The organism is Flavobacterium sp. T50_26 (genome assembly GCF_057652995.1).
Genome location: NZ_JBYFCC010000012.1, coordinates 42,633 through 66,648 on the forward strand (window position 1 = coordinate 42,633; position 24,016 = coordinate 66,648).

20 protein-coding genes are annotated in these 24,016 nt (G+C 33.6%); 11 read left to right on the plus strand and 9 right to left on the minus strand.

Going from position 1 to position 24,016, the window contains the following annotated elements; genetic code table 11:
- The first annotated feature begins 64 nt into the window (after window positions 1–64).
- The 9 genes from AC23MC_RS08910 to ctlX all read left to right on the plus strand — a co-directional run bounded on the left by AC23MC_RS08910 (window position 65) and on the right by ctlX (window position 16,084).
- Window positions 65–2,032 carry a tetratricopeptide repeat-containing sensor histidine kinase gene (locus tag AC23MC_RS08910; protein ID WP_487568016.1) on the plus strand — a complete coding sequence of 656 codons (1,968 nt, stop codon included), beginning with the start codon at window positions 65–67 and terminating at the stop codon, window positions 2,030–2,032.
- A gap of 57 nt (window positions 2,033–2,089) precedes the next feature.
- Entirely contained in the window at window positions 2,090–2,851 is a 762-nt protein-coding gene (locus tag AC23MC_RS08915) for a LytR/AlgR family response regulator transcription factor (RefSeq protein WP_487568017.1), read from the plus strand.
- A 94-nt stretch (window positions 2,852–2,945) separates the two neighbouring features.
- Window positions 2,946–6,191 (plus strand): T9SS type A sorting domain-containing protein, encoded by a 3,246-nt coding sequence (locus AC23MC_RS08920; protein ID WP_487568018.1) that lies wholly within the window; start codon window positions 2,946–2,948, stop codon window positions 6,189–6,191.
- A gap of 174 nt (window positions 6,192–6,365) precedes the next feature.
- Complete coding sequence (locus AC23MC_RS08925) at window positions 6,366–9,647, plus strand: DUF7619 domain-containing protein (protein WP_487568019.1); 3,282 nt, start codon at window positions 6,366–6,368, stop codon at window positions 9,645–9,647.
- Between the two features lie 198 nt (window positions 9,648–9,845).
- A complete protein-coding gene (locus AC23MC_RS08930; RefSeq protein ID WP_487568020.1) occupies window positions 9,846–11,129 on the plus strand; it encodes a citrate synthase in 1,284 nt (427 codons plus the stop codon).
- Between the two features lie 145 nt (window positions 11,130–11,274).
- Entirely contained in the window at window positions 11,275–13,512 is a 2,238-nt protein-coding gene (locus AC23MC_RS08935; RefSeq protein WP_487568021.1) for a C25 family cysteine peptidase, read from the plus strand.
- Between the two features lie 82 nt (window positions 13,513–13,594).
- The gene (locus tag AC23MC_RS08940) at window positions 13,595–14,512 is read left to right on the plus strand and encodes a dimethylarginine dimethylaminohydrolase family protein (protein ID WP_487568022.1); all 918 of its coding nucleotides are present in this window, start codon (window positions 13,595–13,597) and stop codon (window positions 14,510–14,512) included.
- A gap of 90 nt (window positions 14,513–14,602) precedes the next feature.
- Window positions 14,603–14,968, plus strand: coding sequence for a four helix bundle protein (locus AC23MC_RS08945; protein ID WP_487568023.1), 366 nt, complete (start codon window positions 14,603–14,605; stop codon window positions 14,966–14,968).
- 180 nt (window positions 14,969–15,148) lie between these two features.
- Window positions 15,149–16,084: a citrulline utilization hydrolase CtlX gene (ctlX, locus tag AC23MC_RS08950; RefSeq protein ID WP_487568024.1), complete on the plus strand. Its 936-nt coding sequence runs from the start codon at window positions 15,149–15,151 to the stop codon at window positions 16,082–16,084.
- Between the two features lie 66 nt (window positions 16,085–16,150).
- Here the strand turns inward: ctlX and AC23MC_RS08955 are convergent, their stop codons facing one another.
- Complete coding sequence (locus AC23MC_RS08955) at window positions 16,151–16,327, minus strand: hypothetical protein (RefSeq protein ID WP_487568025.1); 177 nt, start codon at window positions 16,325–16,327, stop codon at window positions 16,151–16,153.
- A gap of 697 nt (window positions 16,328–17,024) precedes the next feature.
- On the opposite strand from AC23MC_RS08955, the gene AC23MC_RS08960 reads away from it, so the two are divergent.
- Window positions 17,025–17,459, plus strand: coding sequence for a DUF1801 domain-containing protein (locus tag AC23MC_RS08960; protein ID WP_487568026.1), 435 nt, complete (start codon window positions 17,025–17,027; stop codon window positions 17,457–17,459).
- Window positions 17,460–17,493: 34 nt separating this feature from the next.
- On the opposite strand, the gene AC23MC_RS08965 is transcribed toward AC23MC_RS08960, so the two are convergent.
- The 6 genes from AC23MC_RS08965 to AC23MC_RS08990 all read right to left on the minus strand — a co-directional run bounded on the left by AC23MC_RS08965 (window position 17,494) and on the right by AC23MC_RS08990 (window position 21,379).
- Window positions 17,494–17,802, minus strand: a complete 309-nt coding sequence (locus AC23MC_RS08965) for a hypothetical protein (protein ID WP_487568027.1) — start codon at window positions 17,800–17,802, stop codon at window positions 17,494–17,496.
- Window positions 17,803–17,930: 128 nt separating this feature from the next.
- Complete coding sequence (locus tag AC23MC_RS08970; RefSeq protein WP_487568028.1) at window positions 17,931–18,545, minus strand: chromophore lyase CpcT/CpeT; 615 nt, start codon at window positions 18,543–18,545, stop codon at window positions 17,931–17,933.
- Between the two features lie 17 nt (window positions 18,546–18,562).
- Window positions 18,563–18,796: a hypothetical protein gene (locus AC23MC_RS08975; protein WP_487570642.1), complete on the minus strand. Its 234-nt coding sequence runs from the start codon at window positions 18,794–18,796 to the stop codon at window positions 18,563–18,565.
- Complete coding sequence (locus AC23MC_RS08980; RefSeq protein ID WP_487568029.1) at window positions 18,793–20,214, minus strand: SDR family oxidoreductase; 1,422 nt, start codon at window positions 20,212–20,214, stop codon at window positions 18,793–18,795. Before AC23MC_RS08980 ends, AC23MC_RS08975 begins: the two co-directional genes overlap by 4 nt.
- A gap of 47 nt (window positions 20,215–20,261) precedes the next feature.
- A complete protein-coding gene (locus AC23MC_RS08985) occupies window positions 20,262–20,885 on the minus strand; it encodes a MarC family NAAT transporter (RefSeq protein ID WP_487568030.1) in 624 nt (207 codons plus the stop codon).
- A 65-nt stretch (window positions 20,886–20,950) separates the two neighbouring features.
- On the minus strand, window positions 20,951–21,379 hold the full coding sequence (locus AC23MC_RS08990) for a hypothetical protein (RefSeq protein ID WP_487568031.1): 429 nt from the start codon (window positions 21,377–21,379) through the stop codon (window positions 20,951–20,953).
- Between the two features lie 174 nt (window positions 21,380–21,553).
- Between AC23MC_RS08990 and AC23MC_RS08995 the strand changes: the two genes are divergently transcribed.
- The gene (locus AC23MC_RS08995) at window positions 21,554–21,913 is read left to right on the plus strand and encodes a CoA-binding protein (protein WP_487568032.1); all 360 of its coding nucleotides are present in this window, start codon (window positions 21,554–21,556) and stop codon (window positions 21,911–21,913) included.
- 69 nt (window positions 21,914–21,982) lie between these two features.
- On the opposite strand, the gene AC23MC_RS09000 is transcribed toward AC23MC_RS08995, so the two are convergent.
- The gene (locus AC23MC_RS09000; protein WP_487568033.1) at window positions 21,983–23,422 is read right to left on the minus strand and encodes a sodium:solute symporter; all 1,440 of its coding nucleotides are present in this window, start codon (window positions 23,420–23,422) and stop codon (window positions 21,983–21,985) included.
- 64 nt (window positions 23,423–23,486) lie between these two features.
- A complete protein-coding gene (locus tag AC23MC_RS09005) occupies window positions 23,487–24,014 on the minus strand; it encodes a DUF4252 domain-containing protein (RefSeq protein ID WP_487568034.1) in 528 nt (175 codons plus the stop codon).
- Window positions 24,015–24,016 lie beyond the last annotated feature (2 nt).

Below are 24,016 nucleotides of genomic sequence, written 5' to 3' on the forward strand. Positions count from 1 at the left end.
CAATTACTCATTTACCGATTAACTTCAAAATGGATAACTTATATTTGTTATTCAAATAATGTGTATGAAGAAGTTATACCTTTTATTCTTTTTGTATTGCTCTAGTTTTTACTTGGTTTTTGCACAAAACAAAACAGCAGATAGCTTAAAGAATGTATTGAATAAATCCAAAAGTGACATTGAAAAAGTGCAACTTCTCAATGAAATTGCCGATTATTATAAAAGTAGTAATCCGGTTTTGATGAATGAGTATGCCACAAAAGCATTAACCTTAGCCAAAAAAATCAACTATCAAACCGAAGAAGGAACTGCCTTGCTTAATTTGGGTATTTCCAAAATTATTACAGGAAATTATCCCGAAGCATTAGACTTTTTCTCCCAAGCCAAATTGGTGTATGAAAACGAATTGGCTGTTAATTCAAAAGATAACCTCAAACTTAAAAACGGATTAGCCAGAGTGTATGGAAGTATGGGAATTGTTTTTTCGGAACAAAGCAATTATGCAAAAGCACTTCAACATCATCTGAAAGCTGTTTCCATTTATGAAGAAACAAAAGAAGAAGAAAAATTAGCACGCGTTTATAATAATATTGGAATAGTTTACCGAGCCCAAAATGAAGATTTTAAAGCTTTGGATTATTTTAGCAGAGCTCAAAAAATTCAAGAGAAAATAGGCGATAGAACCGTTGGAATTACCATTACCAATATTGGAAATCTTCATTTAAAACAAAACAACTTCAAAGAAGCAGAAGACTATTATACGAAAGCAAAATACTATTTTGAAAAATTTCCTAATCCGCGTGGTTTGGGTGAATTGTATAACAACTTAGGGTTGCTTTACAAGAAGAAATCAATTTCAGAAAAAGCGTTGGAAAGTTGGAATTTGGCTTTACAATCATTCGATTTAATTGATGATAAATTTGGGAAATCCGATACCTATTTGTTTCTGGGAGACTATTTTTATGAACAAAATAATTGGACTGAAGCGTTGAAATATGCTCAAAAAGCAGCCGAATTATCCAAGCAACTAAACGTTTTGGAAGGAACTGCCTTGGCGGAAAAATTAATTAGTTCCATTTATGAAAAGTTGAATCAACCCACTGAAGCGTTCAAACATTTCAAATTATACAAAACGGCACAAGACAGCTTGATTAATCACGAAAATATTAGAAAAAGTGTTCAAGCCGAAATGAATTATGAATTTGAAAAGAAAGAAGCCATCAAGAAAAAAGAAGAAGAAAAGAAAGCATTGCTTTTAGCCGAACAGTCGAAAAGACAAACCTTGCAAACCATTTTTATTGCCTTGTTTGTATTGCTTTTGTTGGGAATTGCCTTTTTGATTTACAACCGAATTCAGTTAAAGAAAAATTTAACGTTACAAAAAGAACTCGCAGAATACGAACAGAAAGCGTTGCATTTACAGATGAATCCGCATTTTGTGTTTAATTGTTTGGGATCTATTTCGAGTTTTATTGTGCAAAACGGAACGGATTCGGCCATCAAATACTTATCAAAATTCTCCAAATTGATGCGATTAACATTAGAATATTCCAAAGAATCGCTTATTCCGATTGACAAAGAAATTGAAAGTTTACAGAACTATTTGGAATTGGAACAACTTCGTTTTAATAATGTTTTTGAATTCAGAATATCAAAAAGCAATGAAATTGAAGATGATATGGCTTTGCCTCCTTTATTATTACAACCATTTGTAGAAAATGCCATTATTCACGGCTTAATTCCTAAAAAGGAAAACGGAACAATTTCTGTTGATTTTTCGATTGAAAAAGATAATTTAGTTTGCACTATTTTGGATGATGGAATTGGGTTTGATAAGTCAAAAGAAATCAAAGAAAATTTAGTAGCCATTCACAAATCGATGGCATTGGATATTACCAAAAAAAGATTAGAAATGATGGAAGCTTCTACCGCTCAAAAAGCAAAAGTGGAAATCAAAGAAATTAAAAACGATTTAGATGAAATTCAAGGCACAAAAGTCGTACTGAATTTACCAATACAATATATAAAATAACATTAAACGGTTTGCGACCCCAACAAAAACTCGCAACCCGCAACCCGTAACCCGAAAATGACAACAGCCATATTAATAGACGACGATGCTAACTTGAGAGCCGGAATGCGACAAATGCTTTCGCGGTATGCTCCGGATATTTCCATTATTGGAGAAGCAGATAGTGTGCAATCCGGTGTGGAAACCATCAGCCGATTGAAACCACAAGTTTTGTTTTTAGATATTCAATTAACAGACGGAACCGGTTTTGATTTATTGGAACAATTGGCAGAACTTAATGGAAAAATAACCTCGCAAGTGGTGTTTATAACGGCTCACGAACAATATGCCATTAAAGCATTTCGGTTTAGTGCATTAGATTTTTTATTAAAACCCGTTGATCCGGAAGAATTGCAAAAAGTGATTGGAAAGATTAATCAGGTTTTATCGCAAAGTGATAATTATGCTCATATTGATTTATTGTTGGAGAACATTCGTAGAAAAGTAGATAACTTCAAACGAATTGCTCTTTCTACTTCAGACGGAATTCATTTGTTTGAAATCAGCGATATCATCCGATGCGAAAGCGAAGACAATTACACCAAGTTTTACATCAAAAACAATAAACCGATTTTGATTTCCAAAACCTTGAAAGAATATGAAGAATTGTTAACGGAGCACGGTTTTGAACGCATTCATCAATCGCATTTAATCAATTTGGCTTATTTGAAATCGTATATCAAAAAGGATGGAGGATATGTGGTGATGGCAGACAATAGTAATCTTCCTATTTCACAACGAAAAAAAGAGCGATTGCAAGAGTTGTTGAAATCATTTTAAATTCTAATTCAAAACCACTAGATACTCATTAATCGATTTTTAAACTAAAAACATAAATTAAATTAGCTAAATAAATTTTCAAATTAAAGCGATCATGAAAAAATTTCTACATTCATTTCTAATACTAATTTTCTTGAGTTTGTCTTCCTTACTAAATGCTCAAGACGAATTGACTCCTATTACTGCTTGTGATACAATTGGTAATGGTACTGCTGAATTTAATTTAGTTTTTGCTTTTGAAGCGTATACATTGTCTGGAACAACTCCTTCCACACATGCGATTGCATTTTATGAAACTGAACAAGAATTATTGGATCGTGAAAATCCAATTGGTTCTTATACAGATTATACAAATATTTCTAATCCCCAAACCATTCATGTTCGATTAGAAAATATTGAAAATAGTGCTGATTTTTTCTATTACACAGTCAATTTAGTAGCCCATCCTCCGGTAGTGATAAATGAGCCAATTAATTTATTCAGTTCGTCCGGTTTCTTTGATTTAACAGTGAACGAACCTATTATTTTGGGTGCCAGTACAGGGTATGAATTGGCTTTTTTTGAAACAAATCAAGACGCAGCAAATTTTGCTAATCAGATAGCTAATCCAACATCTTATTTATCTCAATCTCCTTCTCAAACAATCTGGGTAAGAGTCGTTGATAGTTCTACGGGTTGCTTTGAAATAACTAGTTTTATAATTTATAATACAGATGGTGATTTGCCTATTCCATCTAGTATCACACAACATATTTGTGATGACAATTCAAACGGTTTAGTTGTTTTTGACTTAGAAACTGCTATTCCAACTGTTCTGGGTGATTTAAATCCTAGTGAATATACTTTTTCATTTCATAGCACGCAACAAAACGCACTCAATAACATAAGCCCTATTTTAGATACAGCCAATTACATAGCAGGTGGAATGGGTTGGGTTGTATATTGTCGGGTGCAAAACATTGCTACAAATGAAATAGGTTACACACAACTTTTACTAAGTGTTAAAAGAAAGCCAGTAGTTTACACTATTCCGGATCTTGTAGCCTATCAAGGAGTTGATTTTACGGGAACAGCTTCATTTGATTTAGTTCAGGAAGTTGCTATGGGTGAATTTATCATTCTACCTAACCAGGAAAGCGGAACAATTGACGTAAAATTCTATTTAACAGAAAGTGATGCTATAAATGGAATAAATGATTTAGGTTCATCAGGTGCAAATTTATCAGCTTATGTTAATGTGTCAAACCCGCAAACAGTTTATATTGGTGCAACGAATAACTCAGATGGAGTTCAAGGGTGTGAAGCTACCTATTCAAGTTTTCAATTAAGAGTGGAAGCCGGCGATGAAGAAATTGTTTTTATACCGGATGCCAATTTTAAAGCAAAAATTTTAGAAGCCGATGTTACTAATTCTATAGCACAAAATCTCTCTTGGCAAAATATGAAAGTTGATGCCAATGATGATGGGGAAATTCAAATAAGCGAAGCAAGAGCAGTAGCTTCACTTACTGTTTCCAACACAGCAATTGCCGATTTAACAGGATTGAATAGTTTTATTTACCTTAGAACTTTCGATGCACGAATAAATCAAATCACAACTATCAATACAACGGGTTTGCATTTTATGGTTAATCTTTTCTTAGAAAATAATCCACTCACAGAAGCAACTTTGGTCGATTTAAATAATATTGTGATGTTAAACCTGAGCAATACCACTCTGAGTCATATTGATTTGAGTCAAACTTTTGGTGGTTTTGAGTTCTTTTGCTCCAATACACCCAACCTTACCTCTTTGAACGTTAAAAATGGCGTTCCAGGCAATATCTATTTAGGCTTAGGAGAATGGGAAAACAACGAAATAATTAACACAACTGCATTAGAATTAATATGTGCAGATGATTTTAACGTTAGTAGTTATATCGATTTCCTTAATATGTTTCAAAATGCCGAAGACATTATTGTTAATTCTTATTGTTCATTTAGTTCAGAAGGAAACAACATTATTTCAGGAACAGTAACCTATGATTTTAATAATGATGGCTGTAGTGAAGATGATATTACTCGTTTTACAAAAATTGTACTAAATGATGGAACACAAGAAGGAGCATCTTTTAGCAATGACGAAGGAAATTATCTATTTTATACACAGGCAGGAGCTTTTACATTGAATGCTCAACTTGAAAACCCAAGTTATTTTTCAGTTACGCCAACTAGTTCCACAGTTAATTTTCCCTTGGTTGATGGAAGCCAAGAAATAGTAAACTTTTGCATTACACCAAACGGAACTCATCCTGATTTAGAAGTAGTTATTGCACCATTAATACCTGCACGTCCCGGATTTAATGCGACTTATCAATTAGTTTACAGAAATAAAGGTAATACAATTTTATCGCAAGACTATGGTTTAAGCTTTTTCTATAATCAACACCTTATGAGTTTTATTTCTGCTACTCAAACTCCTGAAAGTCAAATTGAAGGAGCTGTAAATTGGAGTTATGAAGATTTATTGCCTTTTGAAAGTAGAAGCATCATAGTTACATTTTTAATTAATGCCCCTACTGATGCTGAAAATCCGGTAAATATTGATGATGTATTGACTTTTACTTCCATAATTACGCCACAAGCAGGAGACGAGAATGTAATTGATAACACGTTTATTTTAAATCAAGTAGTTGTGGGTGCGTATGACCCGAATGATATAACGTGTATCGAAGGTGATGTAGTAAGCCCGAATTTAATTGGAGAGGAATTGCACTATGTAATCCAATTTGAAAATACAGGAAATTTTTATGCCGAGAATGTCGTTGTAGTAATGGATATTGATGAAACTAACTATGAAGTTTCCAGTTTAAAAGTTTTAAATAGTTCTCATGATATGCGAGCACAAGTAAGAGGAAATAAAGCCGAGTTTATTTTTAACAACATTTATTTAGATTCAGGTGGTCATGGAAACATTTTATTGGTTATGAATTCAAAAAACACACTGATTAATGGTGATTTCGTAAAAAGTAAAGCGAATATCTATTTTGATTACAACTATCCTATTACGACTAACGAGGCTAAAACATTATTTGAAGCTTTAAGTGTTGTTAATCCAATTTTAGAAAATTTGATTACCATCTATCCAAATCCTGTAAAAGATATCGTTAACATAACCATCAAAAACAATTCAACTATCAAAACCATTGAATTGTATGATGTTCAAGGAAGATTATTACAAACGCAATTGGTAAACAATATCTCTTCAGAATTAAATTTATCATCAAGAGCCAACGGAATGTATTTTATAAAAATAAATACCGATAAAGGAAGTAAAGTTGAAAAATTAGTAAAAAAATAAGTAGTTAAAATTAGTTTAAAGTTGAAAACTCACGTACACAGATGCGTGAGTTTTTTGTTTGTTATAGTTGCGATTTTGTTAAAAAATCAACACTAATTAGTTGAAAGCGTGAAAAAAATTCTTACTATTGCAATACATTATTGATTCAGGAATCATAATTTAAATGTATAAAATATGTTAAAAAAATATGTTATTAAAGTTGTTTTACTTCTTCTAATTATTCATTTTTCAGAGTCTATTGCTCAAACAGTAGAAATTGGAGGTTCAAGTGGCATAGAGAGTGAGGGCGGCCCAATTTGGATGCATCGAACAGGTAATACAAATATCAGTACAAGCGTTCAAGTTGTGCGTCAACAACAACTTATTGACTCCGGTATAGTTCCTGGTTCAGTTATTACAGAATGGGGATTTAAAAAAATGTCATCATCAGCAATTTTTGACAACGATATTTGGGAAATTAAAGTATATTTAAAAAATGCCGATTTTCCGTTTCACAACATGTTTCCCACGTCTTATTCTTCACTAAAAAATAATGCAACATTAATTCATCAATCAATAGTTACTAAGCATAATTTTCCGGTAGTAAAAGGTTTTTGGCTGTGGCAAGCACAAGATGTTTTTCAATATACTGGAAATGATATTTTTTGTTTTGTTGAATTTACACCAATTAGCAGCCCCACATATAATAACATAACACAGTGGTTGAAATGGGAGAAATCTTTAAATTCCGGAACTCATAGTTTTCAATCAGCCTACAATACCGGAACTCAGCATCTAATCAATGGGCAGCAAGTAACTTTTACAAGTGGATTTAATACACGTATTACATATCTTACCGAAGAACTAATTGAAGGTTTGCCAAATGCAGGTATTTTAAGCTCTAGTGTTTCTAATGCAAACAGTGGTGCTCCTTTTGTTTTATTGGCTTCTGGTCTTTCTCATGGGTTTGATATGACGTATCAATGGCAAAAATCACCTTTGCAGTTAAATCAATGGGAGAATCTGGGGGAAGTTTCATCATTTCCATCCAAGTCAGCAGTTTTGCAAGATGAACCTACAGATTATCGATTAATTTCAACCTGTACAACAACAAATCAAAGTTCAATATCAAATAGTTTATCGGTTGGGCAAAATCAAAATGTACTATTTATCGATCCATTTTTGAAAACTGCAATTTTACGAATTACAGAGAATTCTGGACATGCAAAAAATTTGCAAGACCAAAATTTTGCTCCAGATGCTAATGATGATGGAGAAATTCAAATTGAAGAAGCAATGGAGGTTAGTGAATTTTCATTTACCAATACCGTTAACACAGCTTCAGGTGTTTTAAGTATAAATGATACCGCAAATTTTCTAAATTTAAAATCACTTGGTTTTGGTAATGGTAGTTTTCCAAATGTTGTTGTGCCTAATCTACCGCTATTAGAGTCTTTTTCAATGTTTTCATGCGGTGTTGAGAATATTGTATTTCCAGAATTACAAAATCTTAAATATTTATCACTTTCTAATAATCAATTAACTACGATAGACTTAATCAATCTTCCTCAAATTATTGATTTGAGATTAGCCAACAATCTACTCAACAACATTATTATTCCTGAATCAGAAACTATTAGACGGATATTCTTAAACAATAATTTACTAACAACGCTAAGCGTAAATAATACCCCAGATTTGGATCATTTGAATTGTGAGGGAAATTTACTAACTAGTTTATCAGTTACTGGCATTAATTCTTTTCAATCAGAATCAATTCTGGGAGAATTAAATTGCAGTAATAATCAACTTGTTTCACTAAACATAGAAAATGTTGACCATATAGCTCAATTAAAGTGCAACAATATTTTTTTAGAAGAACTAGATTTATCAAAAATAAGAGTTCAAGGTTTATATTGTCAAAATAATAATTTAAATAATCTGAACATTCGAAATGGTTTTTCTGAATTTAACCCAAACTTTTCCAATAATCCTAACTTGGAGTATATTTGTGCGGACGTACTTCAAATTGAAACTATTCGTAATTTAGCCATAACCTATGGTTACAATGATTTGAACATAAATGATTATTGTTCTTTTGACAATGTCGGCGAATTTAAGTTAGTTTATGGAATGTCAACGTATAGTGAAACTCAAGAGAATTGTGAAGAGAGTGATATTGTATATCCTAATTTAAAGTTAAAGTGGTTTGAGGATTTTGAAAATGAATTGTATTTCTTAGAAAATTTTTATTCTAAATCTAATGGAGAGATAGATATAGCTACCAATTATTCATATAGTTTCTTATTACAGCCTGAACTGGAAAATCCAGAATATTTTAATGTACATCCAGAAACTTTTTCATACAACTTTGAAAACGGAAACAGTGTAAATCAAAACTTTTGTATAACACCAAATGGAAGTCATCACGATGTTGAAGTGGTTTTCTTCCCTTTATCTGAGGCTAGACCAGGGTTTGATGCTATTTACCGCATTTTATTGAAGAATAAAGGAACTGAAGTTAGCTCTGGGCAAATTACGTTGGATTATGAAGATAATGTAATGGATTTAATTTCATCAGAACCAATGCCATTATCAAATAGTAACAATCAAATGATTTGGGAGTATCAGGATTTAATGCCATTTGAAACAAGAAGTATTAAGTTATTGTTTAGTTTAAATACGCCAGGTTCAACACACCCTTTAAATGACGGAGATGTTTTAGACTTTTATCTTGTTGCTAACACGACAGAACCAGATGAGTATTTATTAAATAATGCGTTTTTATTAAATCATGGAGCAGTAAATTCATATGATCCCAACGATAAAACTTGCTTACAAGGCAATGTTGTTGGTCCAGAATTAATTGGAGAATATGTTCACTATTTAATTCGTTTTGAAAATACAGGAAGTGCTTCGGCAATTAACGTAGTTGTAAAAGATGTTATCGATTCAAGTAAATTTAATATTAATTCCCTAATACCTTTGCAGGCAAGTCATCCATTTGCAATTAGACAAAAAGAGAATAGTTTTGAATTTGTTTTTGAAAACATAAATCTACCATTTGAAGATGCTGAAAACGATGGGTTTATAATGTTTAAAATAAAGTTGCTAAATGAATTAAACCTAAACGATGAGTTTTCTAACCACGCCGAAATCTATTTTGATTATAATTTCCCAATAGTTACAAATAATGAAATTACTGTAATTCAGTTGTTGAATAACGCCGATTTTAATTCTGACGACACTATCACTGTTTCCCCAAATCCAGTAAAAGATATCGTTAACATCACCATCAAAGATAATTCAACCATCAAAACCATTGAATTGTATGATGTTCAAGGAAGATTATTACAAACGCAATTGGTAAACAATATCTCTTCCGAATTAAATTTATCATCACGAGCAAACGGAATGTATTTTATAAAGATAAATACCGATAAAGGAAGTAGAGTTGAAAAATTGGTAAAAAAATAAGTAGTTAAGATTATTTTAAAAGTAAGAAACTCACGTATACAAATGCGTGAGTTTTTTTATATTTAGTCTATGTATAGGAAATTAGCAATTTTTAAACTAAATTTAACTAAATCATTTCGAATTAAATTTTAACAATCCTACTTTATTTCGTAATTTCGCAACAAACATTATTTAGACCTATAAATTTATTATAAAATCATGTCAAAAACTGCAATATTAAAATTCGAAGGCAAAGAGTATGAGTTTCCTGTTATCGTAGGAAGTGAAAATGAAGCCGCCATCGATATCGACCAACTACGTGCCTTGACCGGAGCAATCACGATTGATCCAGGTTACAAAAATTCAGGGTCATGCAAAAGTGAAATCACCTTTTTAGATGGTGAAGAAGGAATTCTTCGCTACCGTGGTTATTCCATCGAAGAATTAGCCGAAAAAGCAGATTTCTTAGAAGTTTCTTATTTGTTAATTTTTGGAGAATTACCAACTAAAACTCAATTAGAAAAATTCGAAACAGATATTCGTAAATACTCATTGGTAAACGAAGAGATGAAAAACATCATCGACGGTTTCCCAAAAACAGCTCACCCAATGGGCGTTTTGGCTTCGTTAACTAGTGCATTAACAGCTTTTAATCCTAAGTCTGTTAATCCTCACAATGAAAAAGAAATGTATGAAGCAGTTTGCAAAACCATGGCTAAGTTTTTAGTTATTGCTACTTGGACATACAGAAAATCAATGGGTTATCCATTAAATTATTATGACAACACGAAAGGTTATGTGGAAAATTTCATGCATTTGATGTATGAGTTGCCAACAGGACCATATAAAATAGATTCAACTATCGTTAATGCTTTAGATAAATTATTCATCCTTCATGCCGACCACGAACAAAATTGTTCAACATCAACTGTTAGAATAGTAGGTTCTTCACATGCCGGGTTGTTTGCTTCTATTTCTGCCGGAGTTTCTGCACTTTGGGGGCCACTTCACGGTGGTGCAAACCAAGCTGTGTTAGAAATGTTAGAAGAAATTCATAAAAATGGTGGTGATGTAGATAAGTATGTATTAAAAGCAAAAGACAAAGACGATTCTTTCCGCTTGATGGGATTTGGCCACAGAGTTTACAAGAACTTTGACCCAAGAGCAAAAATCATCAAAAAAGCAGCAGATGATGTTTTAAATGCTTTAGGAATTGATGATCCATTATTAGATATCGCCAAAAAATTAGAAAAAGTAGCGTTAGAAGATGACTACTTCAAATCAAGAAATTTATATCCAAACGTCGATTTCTATTCCGGAATTATTTACCGTGCATTAGGAATTCCATCCGAAATGTTTACCGTAATGTTTGCCATCGGTCGTTTGCCGGGCTGGATTGCACAATGGAAAGAAATGCGTGTCAACAAAGAACCAATCGGAAGACCTCGTCAGGTCTATGTAGGTTCTCCGTTGAGAGCTTTTGTTCCGGTTGAGAAAAGATAATTTTTAACCTTCTAAAAAATCCATTTTATTGTAAAATGGATTTTTTTTATGCCTTAAAGTTGGAAATATGCACGATTTAATTCACTCGATTCATCTTTTATATATATTTGTAAGTGATTAAAAATGAATCAACCAGCTTTTGCCCATGAAAAATCGTTACTTTTCTTTTTGTTTATTTCTTTTAGGAACTTTTATCAGTAACGCTCAAACCTTTTCAATAAGTCGTTTGAGTGAAACGCAATTTGAATTAGCCTTATCTATTCCTGATTATTTTAGTAAAGTAAAAATAGTGCAAGGACAATCCTATCAAGATTTTTCTGCTGTGAGCAGTATTTTAATGTTGCAAAAAGATGCTCCTGCTTTGCCAATGTTTTCTGAATCTATTCAAGTTCCCGATTCCGGAGATTTTTCAATTGAAATAAAGTATGACAGTTTTGTGGAATATGAAAATGTAAATGTTTTACCTTCCAAAGGAAGTTTGAAACGAAACATCAATCCGGAAACAATTCCTTATGTAAAAGGTGAAACATACAATCAAGATAGCTTTTTCCCTGGTGATTTAGCTCAATTAGGCAAACCTTACATTTACAGAAAAACTAGAGGGGTTACGGTGACTTTTTATCCGTTTCAATATAATCCATTATCAAAAAAATTAAGGGTTTACAATTCTATTTCAGTAAAAATTATTCATCTACCTTCTCAAACGGGAATTAATCAACGTACCAATTCAACTCCTGAAAATGATGGTGTTTTTCCATCGTATTATAGAAATCATTATGCCAACGCAGTTCAATATGAAAGTCTAAATGAACAGGGCGAACTTTTAATTATTTGTCCAGCTAACTTTAGAAATACAATTCAACCTTTTGCTAATTGGAAAAATGAAAAAGGAATTAAAACGACCATTGCAGAACTAACTGAAATCGGTTCTTCTTCCACACAAATTAAATCGTTTATTGCCAATTATTATTCTTCCAATCCAAATTTGGTTTATGTGATTTTAGTGGGTGATCACGAACATCTTCCAACGTATTCATACGGAATTACCGGTGCAGATGAAGAACTTTACAGCGATTCATTTTATGGTCAATTGGAAGGAGAAGATTATTATCCTGAATTGTTGGTAGGACGTTTTTCAGGAAATAGTGCTACAGTTCAAACCATTGTAAATCGTACTTTAGAATATGAAATCAATCCTATGGTCGGAACTTGGATGACCAATGCAATAGGAATTGGTTCCAATGAAGGGTATGGCTACGGAGATGATGAAGAAGCCGATTGGCAACATCTCCGAAACATTAAAAACAAATTACAATCTTTTGGATATAATACCGTTCATGAGTTTTATGAAGGTTCTCAAAACGAAGGCGACGGTCCCGGAAATCCATCTTCCTCAATGATTGTGAATGCTATTAATGAAGGAGTAGGATTGATGAATTACACCGGTCACGGTTGGACAGAAGGTGTGAGTACCGGAGATTTTACTAACAGTTCAGTGAACCAATTGTCAAATGGTGGAAGTTATCCTTTTGTTGTTTCGGTTGCTTGTAATAACGGAACTTTTGTCAATAGCACTTCCCTTTGTGAAGCACTTACTGCTGCCAAACAAGGTCAAACTATCACTGGAGCCATTGCCAGTTGTGGTTCGTCGATTTTGATGGCGTGGGCAGAACCGATGCAAACGCAAGACGAAATGACTGAATTAATTATTCAAAATAATGAAGATAACATCAAAACTACACTTGGCGGATTGTTTTATAATGGTCAAGTTAGTATGTTGGAATCCTACAATCAAAGTTATACTGCCGAAGAAGTAATGCAAACGTGGGTGTTTTTTGGTGACCCAACTACCGTTTTCAGAACTCAAGAAGCCATAACGATTACAGCTGATCACCCTGAAGAAATTTCCATCAATGGAGGCGTTTTGAATTTAGTTAGTAATGTAGATAACGCTGCAGTGACCATTTCTCAAAACAATGAAATTATTCTGAATGATTTTCTTTTCACCAACGAATTGAATTTAAATTTATCTGAATTAACTTCTAATGATGTTCTTAAAATAACCATTACAAAACCAAACACCTATCCTTATCGAGGAGAGATATTAGTTGATGATACCTTAACTGTTACAGATTTTGAAAAAGGTTTTGTTATTTATCCGAATCCAACCTCTGATTTTATTCATATAAAAAATAATACACTTAATTTAGAAGATGTCACGTTGAATTTAACTGATATAAACGGAAGAATTTTATACAATCAAAACGCTGTTTCACTTGGTTCTAATTTTACAATTCCAGTGAATGGTTTTTCAAGAGGATTGTATGTTTTGACAATTAAAAGCGGTAATAATCAGAAAGACCAAAAAATAATAATCAAATAATGATTTATTTTCAATAGATATACCAAAAGCTCCTTTTTATCAGGGAGCTTTTTTTTATCTTTGTCAAAAGCCAACTAAAGTTATGCTACCAATACACATTCAAAACGAAACCTCCCGATTAAGGGCCGTGGTCTTAGGAACTGCTGTTAGCAACGGACCAACTCCAACTGCCGAAGAAGCCTATGACCCAAAATCACTCGAACACATTCTCGCCGGAACCTATCCCATAGAATCCGATATGATTACCGAAATGGAAGCCTTCAACCAAGTATTCAAAAAATACGACGTAGAAGTTTTCAGACCGGATATCATCAATAATTACAATCAAATTTTTGCACGCGACATCGGTTTTGTTATCGATGATATTTTTATCAAAGCCAATATTCTTCCCGACAGAGAAAAAGAACTCGATGCTATTCAATACGTTATTGATCACATCGATCCAAAAAAAGTAGTTCGCCCACCCGAGGAAGTACATATAGAAGGAGGTGATGTGATGTTATGGAACGATTATATTTTCATCGGAACATACAAAGGATCTGATTATAAAGATTACATCACAGCCAGAACCAATTGGCAAGGTGTGGAATACATCAAACAATTATTTCCAAACAAAAAAGTAAAAGATTTCGATTTAGTCAAATCAAAAATTGAAGCCCGCGACAATGCTTTGCACCTCGATTGTTGTTTTCAACCCGTTGGAAAAGACAAAGGAATAATTTACAAAAGCGGTTTCCGTGAAGAAGCTGATTATATGTTTTTAGTGAACCTTTTCGGAAAAGAAAATTTATTTCACATCACGCGAGACGAAATGTATCACATGAATTCCAACGTGTTTTCCATTGCACCCGATGTCGTAGTATCCGAACGAAATTTCACCCGCCTAAACAATTGGCTTCGTGAAAATGGCTTCACCGTAGAAGAAATCCCATACGCCGAAATTGCAAAACAAGAAGGATTGTTGAGATGTTCGACACTTCCATTAGTACGTGATAAATAGTTGTCGGTTGTCTGTTATCCGTTATCGGTTAATTGAAATCAAAACTGTTTTTCAAAGAAATATAAACCAAATAAAATAAAATTATAAGCCATGAAAAGTTATAACGATTTAGACATTTATCAACTGAGCTCAGACTTATTTTTCAAAGTACATCCAGCTTCATTACTATTGCCAAAGTATGAGCTATATGAATTGGGAAGCCAAGTTAGAAGATCATCCGATTCCGTAGTTTCAAACAATGTAGAAGGCTACGGACGAAAAAGATACAAAGCAGAATTTATTCGATTTCTAGTTTTCAGTCACGCCAGTTGCTTAGAAACAAAAAATCATCTTTTTAAAATTGATCGTTTATATCCGGGAGTTGTTCCAAATATTGAAAGTTTTATTGAAGAATATGATATTTTAGGAGCAAAAATTTTTACTTTTATAAAATATGTAGAAGAACACTGGAAGTAGAAATCGGTTGTCTGTTGTCAGTTATCCGTTATCGGACAACCGACAACCGAGAACCGACAACTGACAACCGACAACCGACAACAAACAACAGACAACCGACAACAAACAACAGACAACAGATAACAAACAACAGACAACAGATAACAAACAACAGACAACCGACAACAGACAACAGAAAAAATGAACCAAACAACAAACACCATCCTCATGATCCGTCCCGTTGCCTTCCGAATGAATGAGCAAACGGCCGTAAATAATTATTATCAAAAAGTATTAGATAATACAACTCCCGCCACTGTAAATGCAAAAGCTCAACAAGAGTTTGATGCATTTGTAGAAAAATTGCAAAAAGTGGGCGTGAATGTAATTGTAGTAGATGATACCCTCGATCCCGACACGCCCGATAGTATTTTTCCAAACAACTGGATTTCCTTTCACGAAAACGGCGATGTAACCTTGTACCCAATGTTTGCCGAAAACCGTAGATTGGAGCGAAGAGAAGATATCCTCGACATCATCGAAGACCGCGGATTTGTGGTCAACGAAATTATGGATTATACCTCTGCCGAAGAAGACGGATTTTTCCTTGAAGGCACCGGAAGCATCCTTTTAGACCGTGACAATGCCAAAGCCTATTGTGCACTTTCGCCTCGTGCAGACGAAGAATTATTCATCGAATTTTGCGAAGATTTCGATTTAGCTCCTGTTATTTTTGAAGCGTATCAAACCGTGAATGGCGAGCGAAAACACATTTATCACACCAACGTAATGATGTGTCTGGCCGAAACCTTTGCCGTGATTTGTGCCGATTGCATCGACGATAAAAAAGAACGCAAAATGGTGCTCGATAACCTTCGTGCCGACGGAAAAGACATCATCCTCATCACCGAAGACCAAGTGAACAACTTCGCCGGAAATATGCTGCAAGTCAAAGGAAAAGACAACAAACGTTATTTGGTTATGAGCAATTCCGCTCACCAAAGCTTAACGAAAGCTCAAATCCACAAAATCGAAGAACACTGCGAAATCATCTCTTCCAGTCTCGATACCATCGAAGCCTGCGGCGGCGGAAGTGCTCGCTGCATGATGGCTGAGGTTTTTCTACCACAAGCATAAAAGAAATAGATTTTAATTCCACAAGCTTTGTCAAAACTCCAAACTTTGACAAAGCTTTTTTTTCTCTCAACTCCCATCTTCAATCTCCCATCTCCCATCTTCCATTTTTTTTGCAGAAGCTATTCCCGCTTTCCATTCCAAGCTTGTTTGTCTTGTTGTTTTTTTCTTGGCAAAAAAAGAGCTTCCTTTGGTCGCTTTTTTTTGCCAAGAAAAAATACAACAATCCATCACAAGGCTTTCCATTTCAATCGGGGCTAGGGGAGCAGTAGTCAGTTAGCAGTTTTCTGTCTCAGTCTCAGTCTCAGTCTCAGTTTTCACACAGTCTTGTTATTCTGACGAAGGAAGAATCTCATTCTGTGCTTTCCGTGATTTCTGTGAGAAAAAAGTTTTCAGTCTCAGTTTTCACACAATCTTGTCATTCTGACGAAGGAAGAATCTCATTCTGTGCTTTCCGTGATTTCTGTGAGAAAAAAATTTTCAGTCTCAGTTTTCACACAATCTTGTCATTTTGACAAAGGAAGAATCTCATTCTGTGCTTTCCGTGATTTCTGTGAGAAAAAAGTTTTCTAGTCGCAGTTTCCCTCAATCTTGTCATTCCGTAGGAATCCTTCCAATGTTCTCTATGATAAAAGAATTCCGTCCCAATTTTTACATCATCTTGTTATTCCAACGAAGGAGGAATCTTCACAAAGATTAATCAACATGAGTTCGATATAAAAAGCAAAAATTATCATGCTTAACGTGTTGAAAATAAGTAATAAACTAAACTTTTGTTTATGCCTTCGCAAGATAAAATTCACAAATTTTTTGTTCTATTGAAGAATTTTGTAAAGATTTTTTCCAAAATGGGAAAATAAAATGATTTCTCATTTAGACTTGGAATAATTTGACTATTTAATTTGTATTTTTGATTAATGAAACAGTATTTTTTTTGAATCTTATGGCAAAAAACAAAACAGCAGAAACAGAAGTAAAGGTGACAGATTTTATTCACTCTTTTGTAGATAACGATCAAAAGAAAGCCGATAGTTTTCGACTTATAGAATTGATGAAAAATTGGTCTGGTTTTGAACCCAAAATGTGGGGACCAAGCATTATTGGCTTTGGCAGTTATCATTACAAATATACCAGCGGTCACCAAGGAGATGCTCCAATGATTGCATTTTCGCCACGAAAAGCGGAATTTTCCTTGTATGTTTACTCGCCTAGAGAAGACAACAAACATTTACTGGATAATTTTGGTAAATTCAAAATGGGAAAAGCTTGTATTTATATCAAAAAACTTGCGGATATTGACATTTCTGTTTTAGAAAAAATGTGTTTGGATTCCATTGCTTATTTAGAAGTACATCATGAGTGTGCGTGTAGGAATTGAAAATTTGTGAATTTGACAAAGCGTCAATTTGAATCTAACTTCCTGCAAACGGAGTTCCAAAGATTCCCACTGCTAATTCCGCCCAAACTAAAAATAAAATTATAAGTATTACTCCGCAAAGAAGAATTCTGTTTTGGGTTGAACGAACATTGCGTAAAACTATTTCACATACTAAACCAGTGCCAAGTAAAAGCACAGCAGCAGTTATAAAATCGAAAACATCCCAGTTGACTTCTGTTGTAAACTGCATCGCTAGTAACGGAATAAGAAGCAACGTTGTTACGAATGCTACAATACCCATCAGTCTTTGATTGGGTGTGATTTTGAATGATTTGTTTTCCATAATTTTTGTTTTTTGATTATCTGCCAAAGCAGTGTGATGATTAATGAGAACAAAATTATTAAAAGAACTTTGAAATACAAAGTAAAAATGAAGTTTTTTTATAATATACTTTTTTTTAAAAATTTTAATTAATTGATTTTGTCAAACACATATCCGCCTTTTATGGCTCCCCAAACTTGTTTACCTTCCTTATCAAAACCTTGATCCCAAGAAAGAATTTGGGTAGGAGTAACGGTTACTTTTGAAGAAGCGTAAGAAGCTCCTCTCAATTCACTCGGACAAGTTTTCTCTCCGGTTTGACCAATGAAAGTTCCGTCAGGTTGTTTTTTTAATATCACTTCACAGCCGGGTTTTAGTTCGATATCCGATTCGGATAAACTAGCAAAAGCTTCGGGAGTTTTCCATTTTCCAATCCATTCTTTTTCATTTTTTAGCGTGTAAATTTCACTCACAAATTCATCGTTTCGTTGTGAAACTTTGTAAATACGAACTCGATACGGACTTTCCTGTTTCTCAAACATGGCTTGCTCTACATACAGATAATTTCCTTTTTCTTTCCAAATAGGAATCATCCGTAAAGAAATATTAAAGTATTCTTTATCTGTTATCGATTGTTTTTCAGACGAATAAGTCCCTTGCATTATTGCAACAAGATACTTTAAATCAGTTGTTTTATTTTCTTGTGCTGATTTAAATCCGAAAATAAGAAATAGAGAAAATACGGTGAAAATTTTATAGTTCATATTTTTTGTTTCAAGTTTCAAGTTTCAGGTTGCGTCTTGTTTAGAAGAAAATGTTCGCCGATAAATCCGTCCCGATAGCTATCGGGATCCATTGTAGCAAAGCTATCAAAATCGGTGAAAATCTGACTAATCCGTTCAATCCGTGTTCCATTTAAAATTTTAGATTTCAGGTTGATAGTTCGTTTTATTACTTTACAAATTTCTAAAAATTTTTCAAATCTGTGTTCCCAAAACATTTTATTTATAATCATTTACCAATATTCCTAATCATCCCACCAAAAATAAAATAGTGAAACGGAACTAAACTATACCAATATAATCTTCCCCAAAGTCCTCTTGGTCTAAAGGTTGCAATTTGATGCAAAACATTTTCTTCGTCAATTCTAAATTCTAGCCACGCTTCACCAGGCAAACGCATTTCGGCAAACAAAAGCAATCGTTTTTCTTCTTTGTTTGCTAACAAAACTCGCCAAAAATCTAATGAATCGCCGCTATCTAAATTGAACGGGTGTGTTCTTCCTCGTCGTAAACCAACGCCACCAAAGAGTTTATCCATGAAACCACGAGCTTGCCACATCCAGTTGCCGTAATACCACCCTTTTAATCCTCCAATTGTCCAGATGTTGTCTAATACTTTCTCTGGATTTTCAATTTTCATTTTCTTTTCATCCTTCAAACAGCCAAAAGTGGGAACCTGAATAAATTCCGACAAATTGTGCTGAAATCGTCCGCTCACTAAACTGTCTTTCCAACTTGAAATCACTAAGTTTTGTTCTATTTTAATGAATGCCAATTTGATTGCTTCGGTATAAGAAATCGGTCTGATTCCTAACATTTTTTGTAATCGATTATCGTTGCAAACTACTTCCATTTTCATACTATCTACCAAATTCATCGCCAATTTATACGAAGTTGAGGTTACAAAATACAACCAATACGAAGAAAGTTTCGGTGTCATTATCGGAACTGTAAAAATCCAATTGCGAAAGCCTCTTGTTTTGGCATACAATTGCATCATTTGTTTATATGTCAGCACATTCGGTCCGCCAATATCGAATGAATCGTTATAGCATTCTTCTTTTAATAAAACACCCATCAAATACTTAATTATATCGCGAATGGCAATGGGTTGTGTTTTTGTTAAGACCCATTTTGGCGTAATCATCACAGGTAATTTTTCACATAAATCGCGAATAATTTCAAAAGAAGAACTACCTGAACCCACAATAATTCCGGCACGAAGTACGGTTACATTGAAATTTCCTTTATATAAAATCTCCTCAACATTTTTACGAGATTGCAAGTGTTTGGAAAGTGTGTTGTTGTTCACAATTCCACTAAGATAAATCACTTGTTTCACGCCAATGTGATTCATATAGCGATTGAAATTCTCGGCCGCTTTTGATTCCATTGTATCAAAAACTTGGGTAGAAGATGACATAGAATGAATCAAATAATAAGCCACATCAATGTCTTTTGGTGTGTTTTCGAATGATACTTCTTCCAAAAAATCTACTTCCCAAATTGTTATGGCGTCAAGCGTCGTCTTATCTAAACCTAATCGATTTTTATCGCGAACGCAACAAATTATTTCGTGATTTTGCGATAAAAGTTCGGGTAATAAACGTCGGCCAACATAGCCATTTGCACCTGTTAGAAGGATTTTCATTTCTGCTATTTTTCTTAAAGGTACTAAGAAAAGTAGTTGAACAATCGTTAAATTGTTTTAAAGATATTTACAACAGAACTACTGATATATTGCACACCAATCGCAATAACAATAAAACCAATAATTCTAGAAATAGCCACAATGCCGGATGCTCCTAAAATCCTAGAAAGATAGTGAGCACTTTTTAAGACAAAATAAATTACTAAAGCAACACCTAAAATGGCCAAACAAGCAATTATTTTTTCACTGATTTTGGTGTAATCTTGATAGAAAGCAATCAATAAAGAAATCGAACCCGGACCTGCCAACATAGGTATTGCCAATGGTGTTAACGCAATTTGGTTTCTGGTTTGAGCATCATTTTCAACTTTTTTGTTCACTCCGCGAGTTTTACTAAATTTTCCGGTGAGTAAAGAAAATCCTGAACTCACAATGATTAAACCTCCGGCAATTCGAAGTGCATCAATACTAATTCCGAAAAATTTCAGCACATATTCACCAATAAAAAATGAGATGATTAAAATAATGAAAACATTCAATGCCGTTAATAATGAAACTCGCGAACGTTCTACTTTAGTGTAATCTTGAGTTAATCCCACAAAAATTGGGACAGCTCCCAACGGATTTAATACAGAAAACAAAGCCGCGAAAATGTAGATAAATAATTCCATTGTTTTTTTGCAAAATAACGACAACCTTATTTTTGTTAGGTTATCAAATCAATAAAACAAAGTTACTATAAATCGTCGATATATGTTGGAGAATTATCTGCTTTAAATTGATTTAATTTTTCGATGAAACTATTCACACTTTTGTTTTTTGGTGGTGCATCAATCGAAATAAAATGATGATCTATGTGAAAAGTAAACGAATTGGCAGGTTTAAAAATCACAAGTTTGTAGAACGGAATCACTAAAGAAAAAGTTTCTAACAACGATCGAAAACGTATGATTATTCCTTTCGGACGTAATTCTATATTACAGAAATTACGATTGTTGTCATACGAAAGAAGTGTGGCAATTTCTTCGCTGGTTTTGATGATGTCTAATCGTGGCGAACCAATTCCGTTTAATTTGATATTATCGATTAAACCGAATGGCTTGCCAACCAAATCATTGATTGATTCGTTGACTTTCTTTTCGTTGTAGGAAGTGTTTACGAGCATTTTTAATGGGTCAATTTGTCAATTCGTAAATTTGACAATTATTAGTTTCATTGGTAAAATTAATGAATTGAAAACCTAATTTTGAACTAATTAATATAGGTTTAAGAGTTGTTCTATTTTAAAAGTAGGATGAAGTTTATAAAAAGCATTATCTTTGTAACATAGAACAGTAAGATGAAAAAAACCTTAGTTATTGGTGCTTCCACAAATCCGGAACGCTATTCTTTTTTAGCAATTAATAGTTTAGTTGAAAAGCAACATTCAGTGGTTGCTATTGGGCAGCGTATTGGTGAAGTGGCAGGTGTGAAAATTCAAACTAAACAAATTCCGTTTAAAAATATTCATACCGTAACTTTATATTTGAATCCGAAAGGGCAGCGTGATTATTACAATTATATCGTTGGACTTCAACCTAAAAGAGTCATTTTTAATCCAGGAACAGCAAATCCGGAGTTTTATGCATTGTTGGGGATTAACAATATTAAAGTGGAAGAGGCTTGTACGTTGGTTTTACTTTCTACGAATCAGTATTAAAGGTTTTCGGTTGTTTGTTGTCTGTTTTCTGAAAACTGAGACTGCGACTGCGACTGAAAAACTTCCCACTTATTTTTTCCGTATCAACATTAATCCCACAAAAGTCAACAATCCGTTCACGATTAAGATTTCAAAACCAAAAGCAAATCCGAACCACGATTCGCTATACAAATTCAGAATTATCGACGATAAAACGGCTGTGATTGCTACAATTGGCACCCATTTGTCTTTCACGTTCCATTTTGTGAATAGTCCAAAACTGTAAAGTCCGAGTAAAGGTCCGTAGGTGAAACCGGCAAATTTCAATACTTTATCAATAATACTTACATCTTCCACAAAATATTTGAATCCTAAAATAACCAATACAGAAACTACGACAAACATTTTGTGAATCTGTTTTCGGATTACTACTTGTTTTACGGAATCGTATTTTTTTTCAATTTCTAAAATATCAATGCTAAATGAGGTTGTGAGCGATGTTAAAGCACTATCGGCACTCGAATAAGCTGCAGCAATTAATCCTAAAATAAAGAAAAATGCCACGCCAATTCCCAAGTATTCATTGGCTAAAATAGGGAAGAGCTGATCTTTGTGGGCATCGATGTTGTATTTTAAGGCATATTCTGTAAACAGTAATCCCATCACTAAGAAAAGAAAATTTACAAAAGTGAGCACAATCGTAAACCAAAACATGTTCTTTTGAGCATCTTTTAAACTGCGGCAAGTGAGATTTTTTTGCATCATATCTTGATCAAGTCCCGTCATTACAATAGCAATAAAAGCACCCGATAAAAACTGTTTCCAGAAATATTCAGGTGAACTTACATCTTCAAAAAAGAAGGTTTTAGAAAAATCACTTTCTGCAATAAAGCCAGATAAAGTTGAGATATTTAAGCCTAAATCCTGAGAAACGATTACGATGCAAAACACCACAGAAGCCAACATAAAAAAAGTTTGCAACGTATCAGTCCAAATTATGGTTTTGATACCTGATTTATTGGTATATACCCAAATTAATAAAATAGTGACACTTACGGTTATCCAATATGGCACATTCAATTTGTCAAAAACGAGTGTTTGCAATACATCAGCCACCAACATTAATCGTAAATTGGAGCCAACTGTTCTTGAAAGGATAAAAAACCATGCTCCGGTTTTATATGAATTTCTTCCAAATCGGTCACCTAAATAGGTATAAATTGAAGTAAGATTTAATCGATAATAAAGAGGTAGTAAAACGGTTCCAATAACAAAGTAACCAACAATGTAACCAAGAACCAGCTGAAAATAAACAAATTGAGAAGCCTCAACTTTTCCCGGAACAGAAATAAATGTAACACCGGAAAGCGATGCTCCAATCATTCCGAATGCGACTAAATACCAAGGAGAGTTTTTGTTGGCTTTAAAAAAGGCATCGTTTCCTTCGTCTTTTTTACTTATGAAGTGCGAAATTAAAATCAGTAATCCAAAATATCCCAGAATGAGTAGTAGAATAGAAATCGGTTCCATTTGTAATTTTTAATTGGTTTGCAAATTACAAAAAGGAACCGATTATCTTATTTAGAACTTATTTTTATTTAAAAATTCCTTCCAAAGGTTTGAGTTGCTCCATGTCGATGTCAGATTTTTGAAGAGCACTCAATAACGTCATGAAATCTTCAGGATTCATTTTGTCACCTAAAATTCGAACAACGGCAAAACCATTTTCATCTTTACTACCGTAGAGAACAAATTCTTCGATAGCATCATCTTTTCCAACAAAATAAACGGCTGCACCTTCTTTACCGGAACCAAATTTCATCAATTCTTGGTATTTTTCATCTTTTAAAATTTCTTTCACTTTGGTTCGTTCGCCATCAAATTTAGTTTTATTTTCTTCATTGATTTTGAATGCCAAAATATTCATTTTTTTGAATGTTTTCAAGGCTTCTTGTTGTTCAACAGATAATGCATCCGGTTTAATGTTTAAGATGCTTGGCGACATATCAACAGAAATAAAATCAGTAGATTCTGTTTTTTCCACAAAATATTTTTGCAGGCTGGGTTCTTTTTCACAAGCGATGAAACTCATCAGCAAAAGTGAAAACAGTATTTTTTTCATAA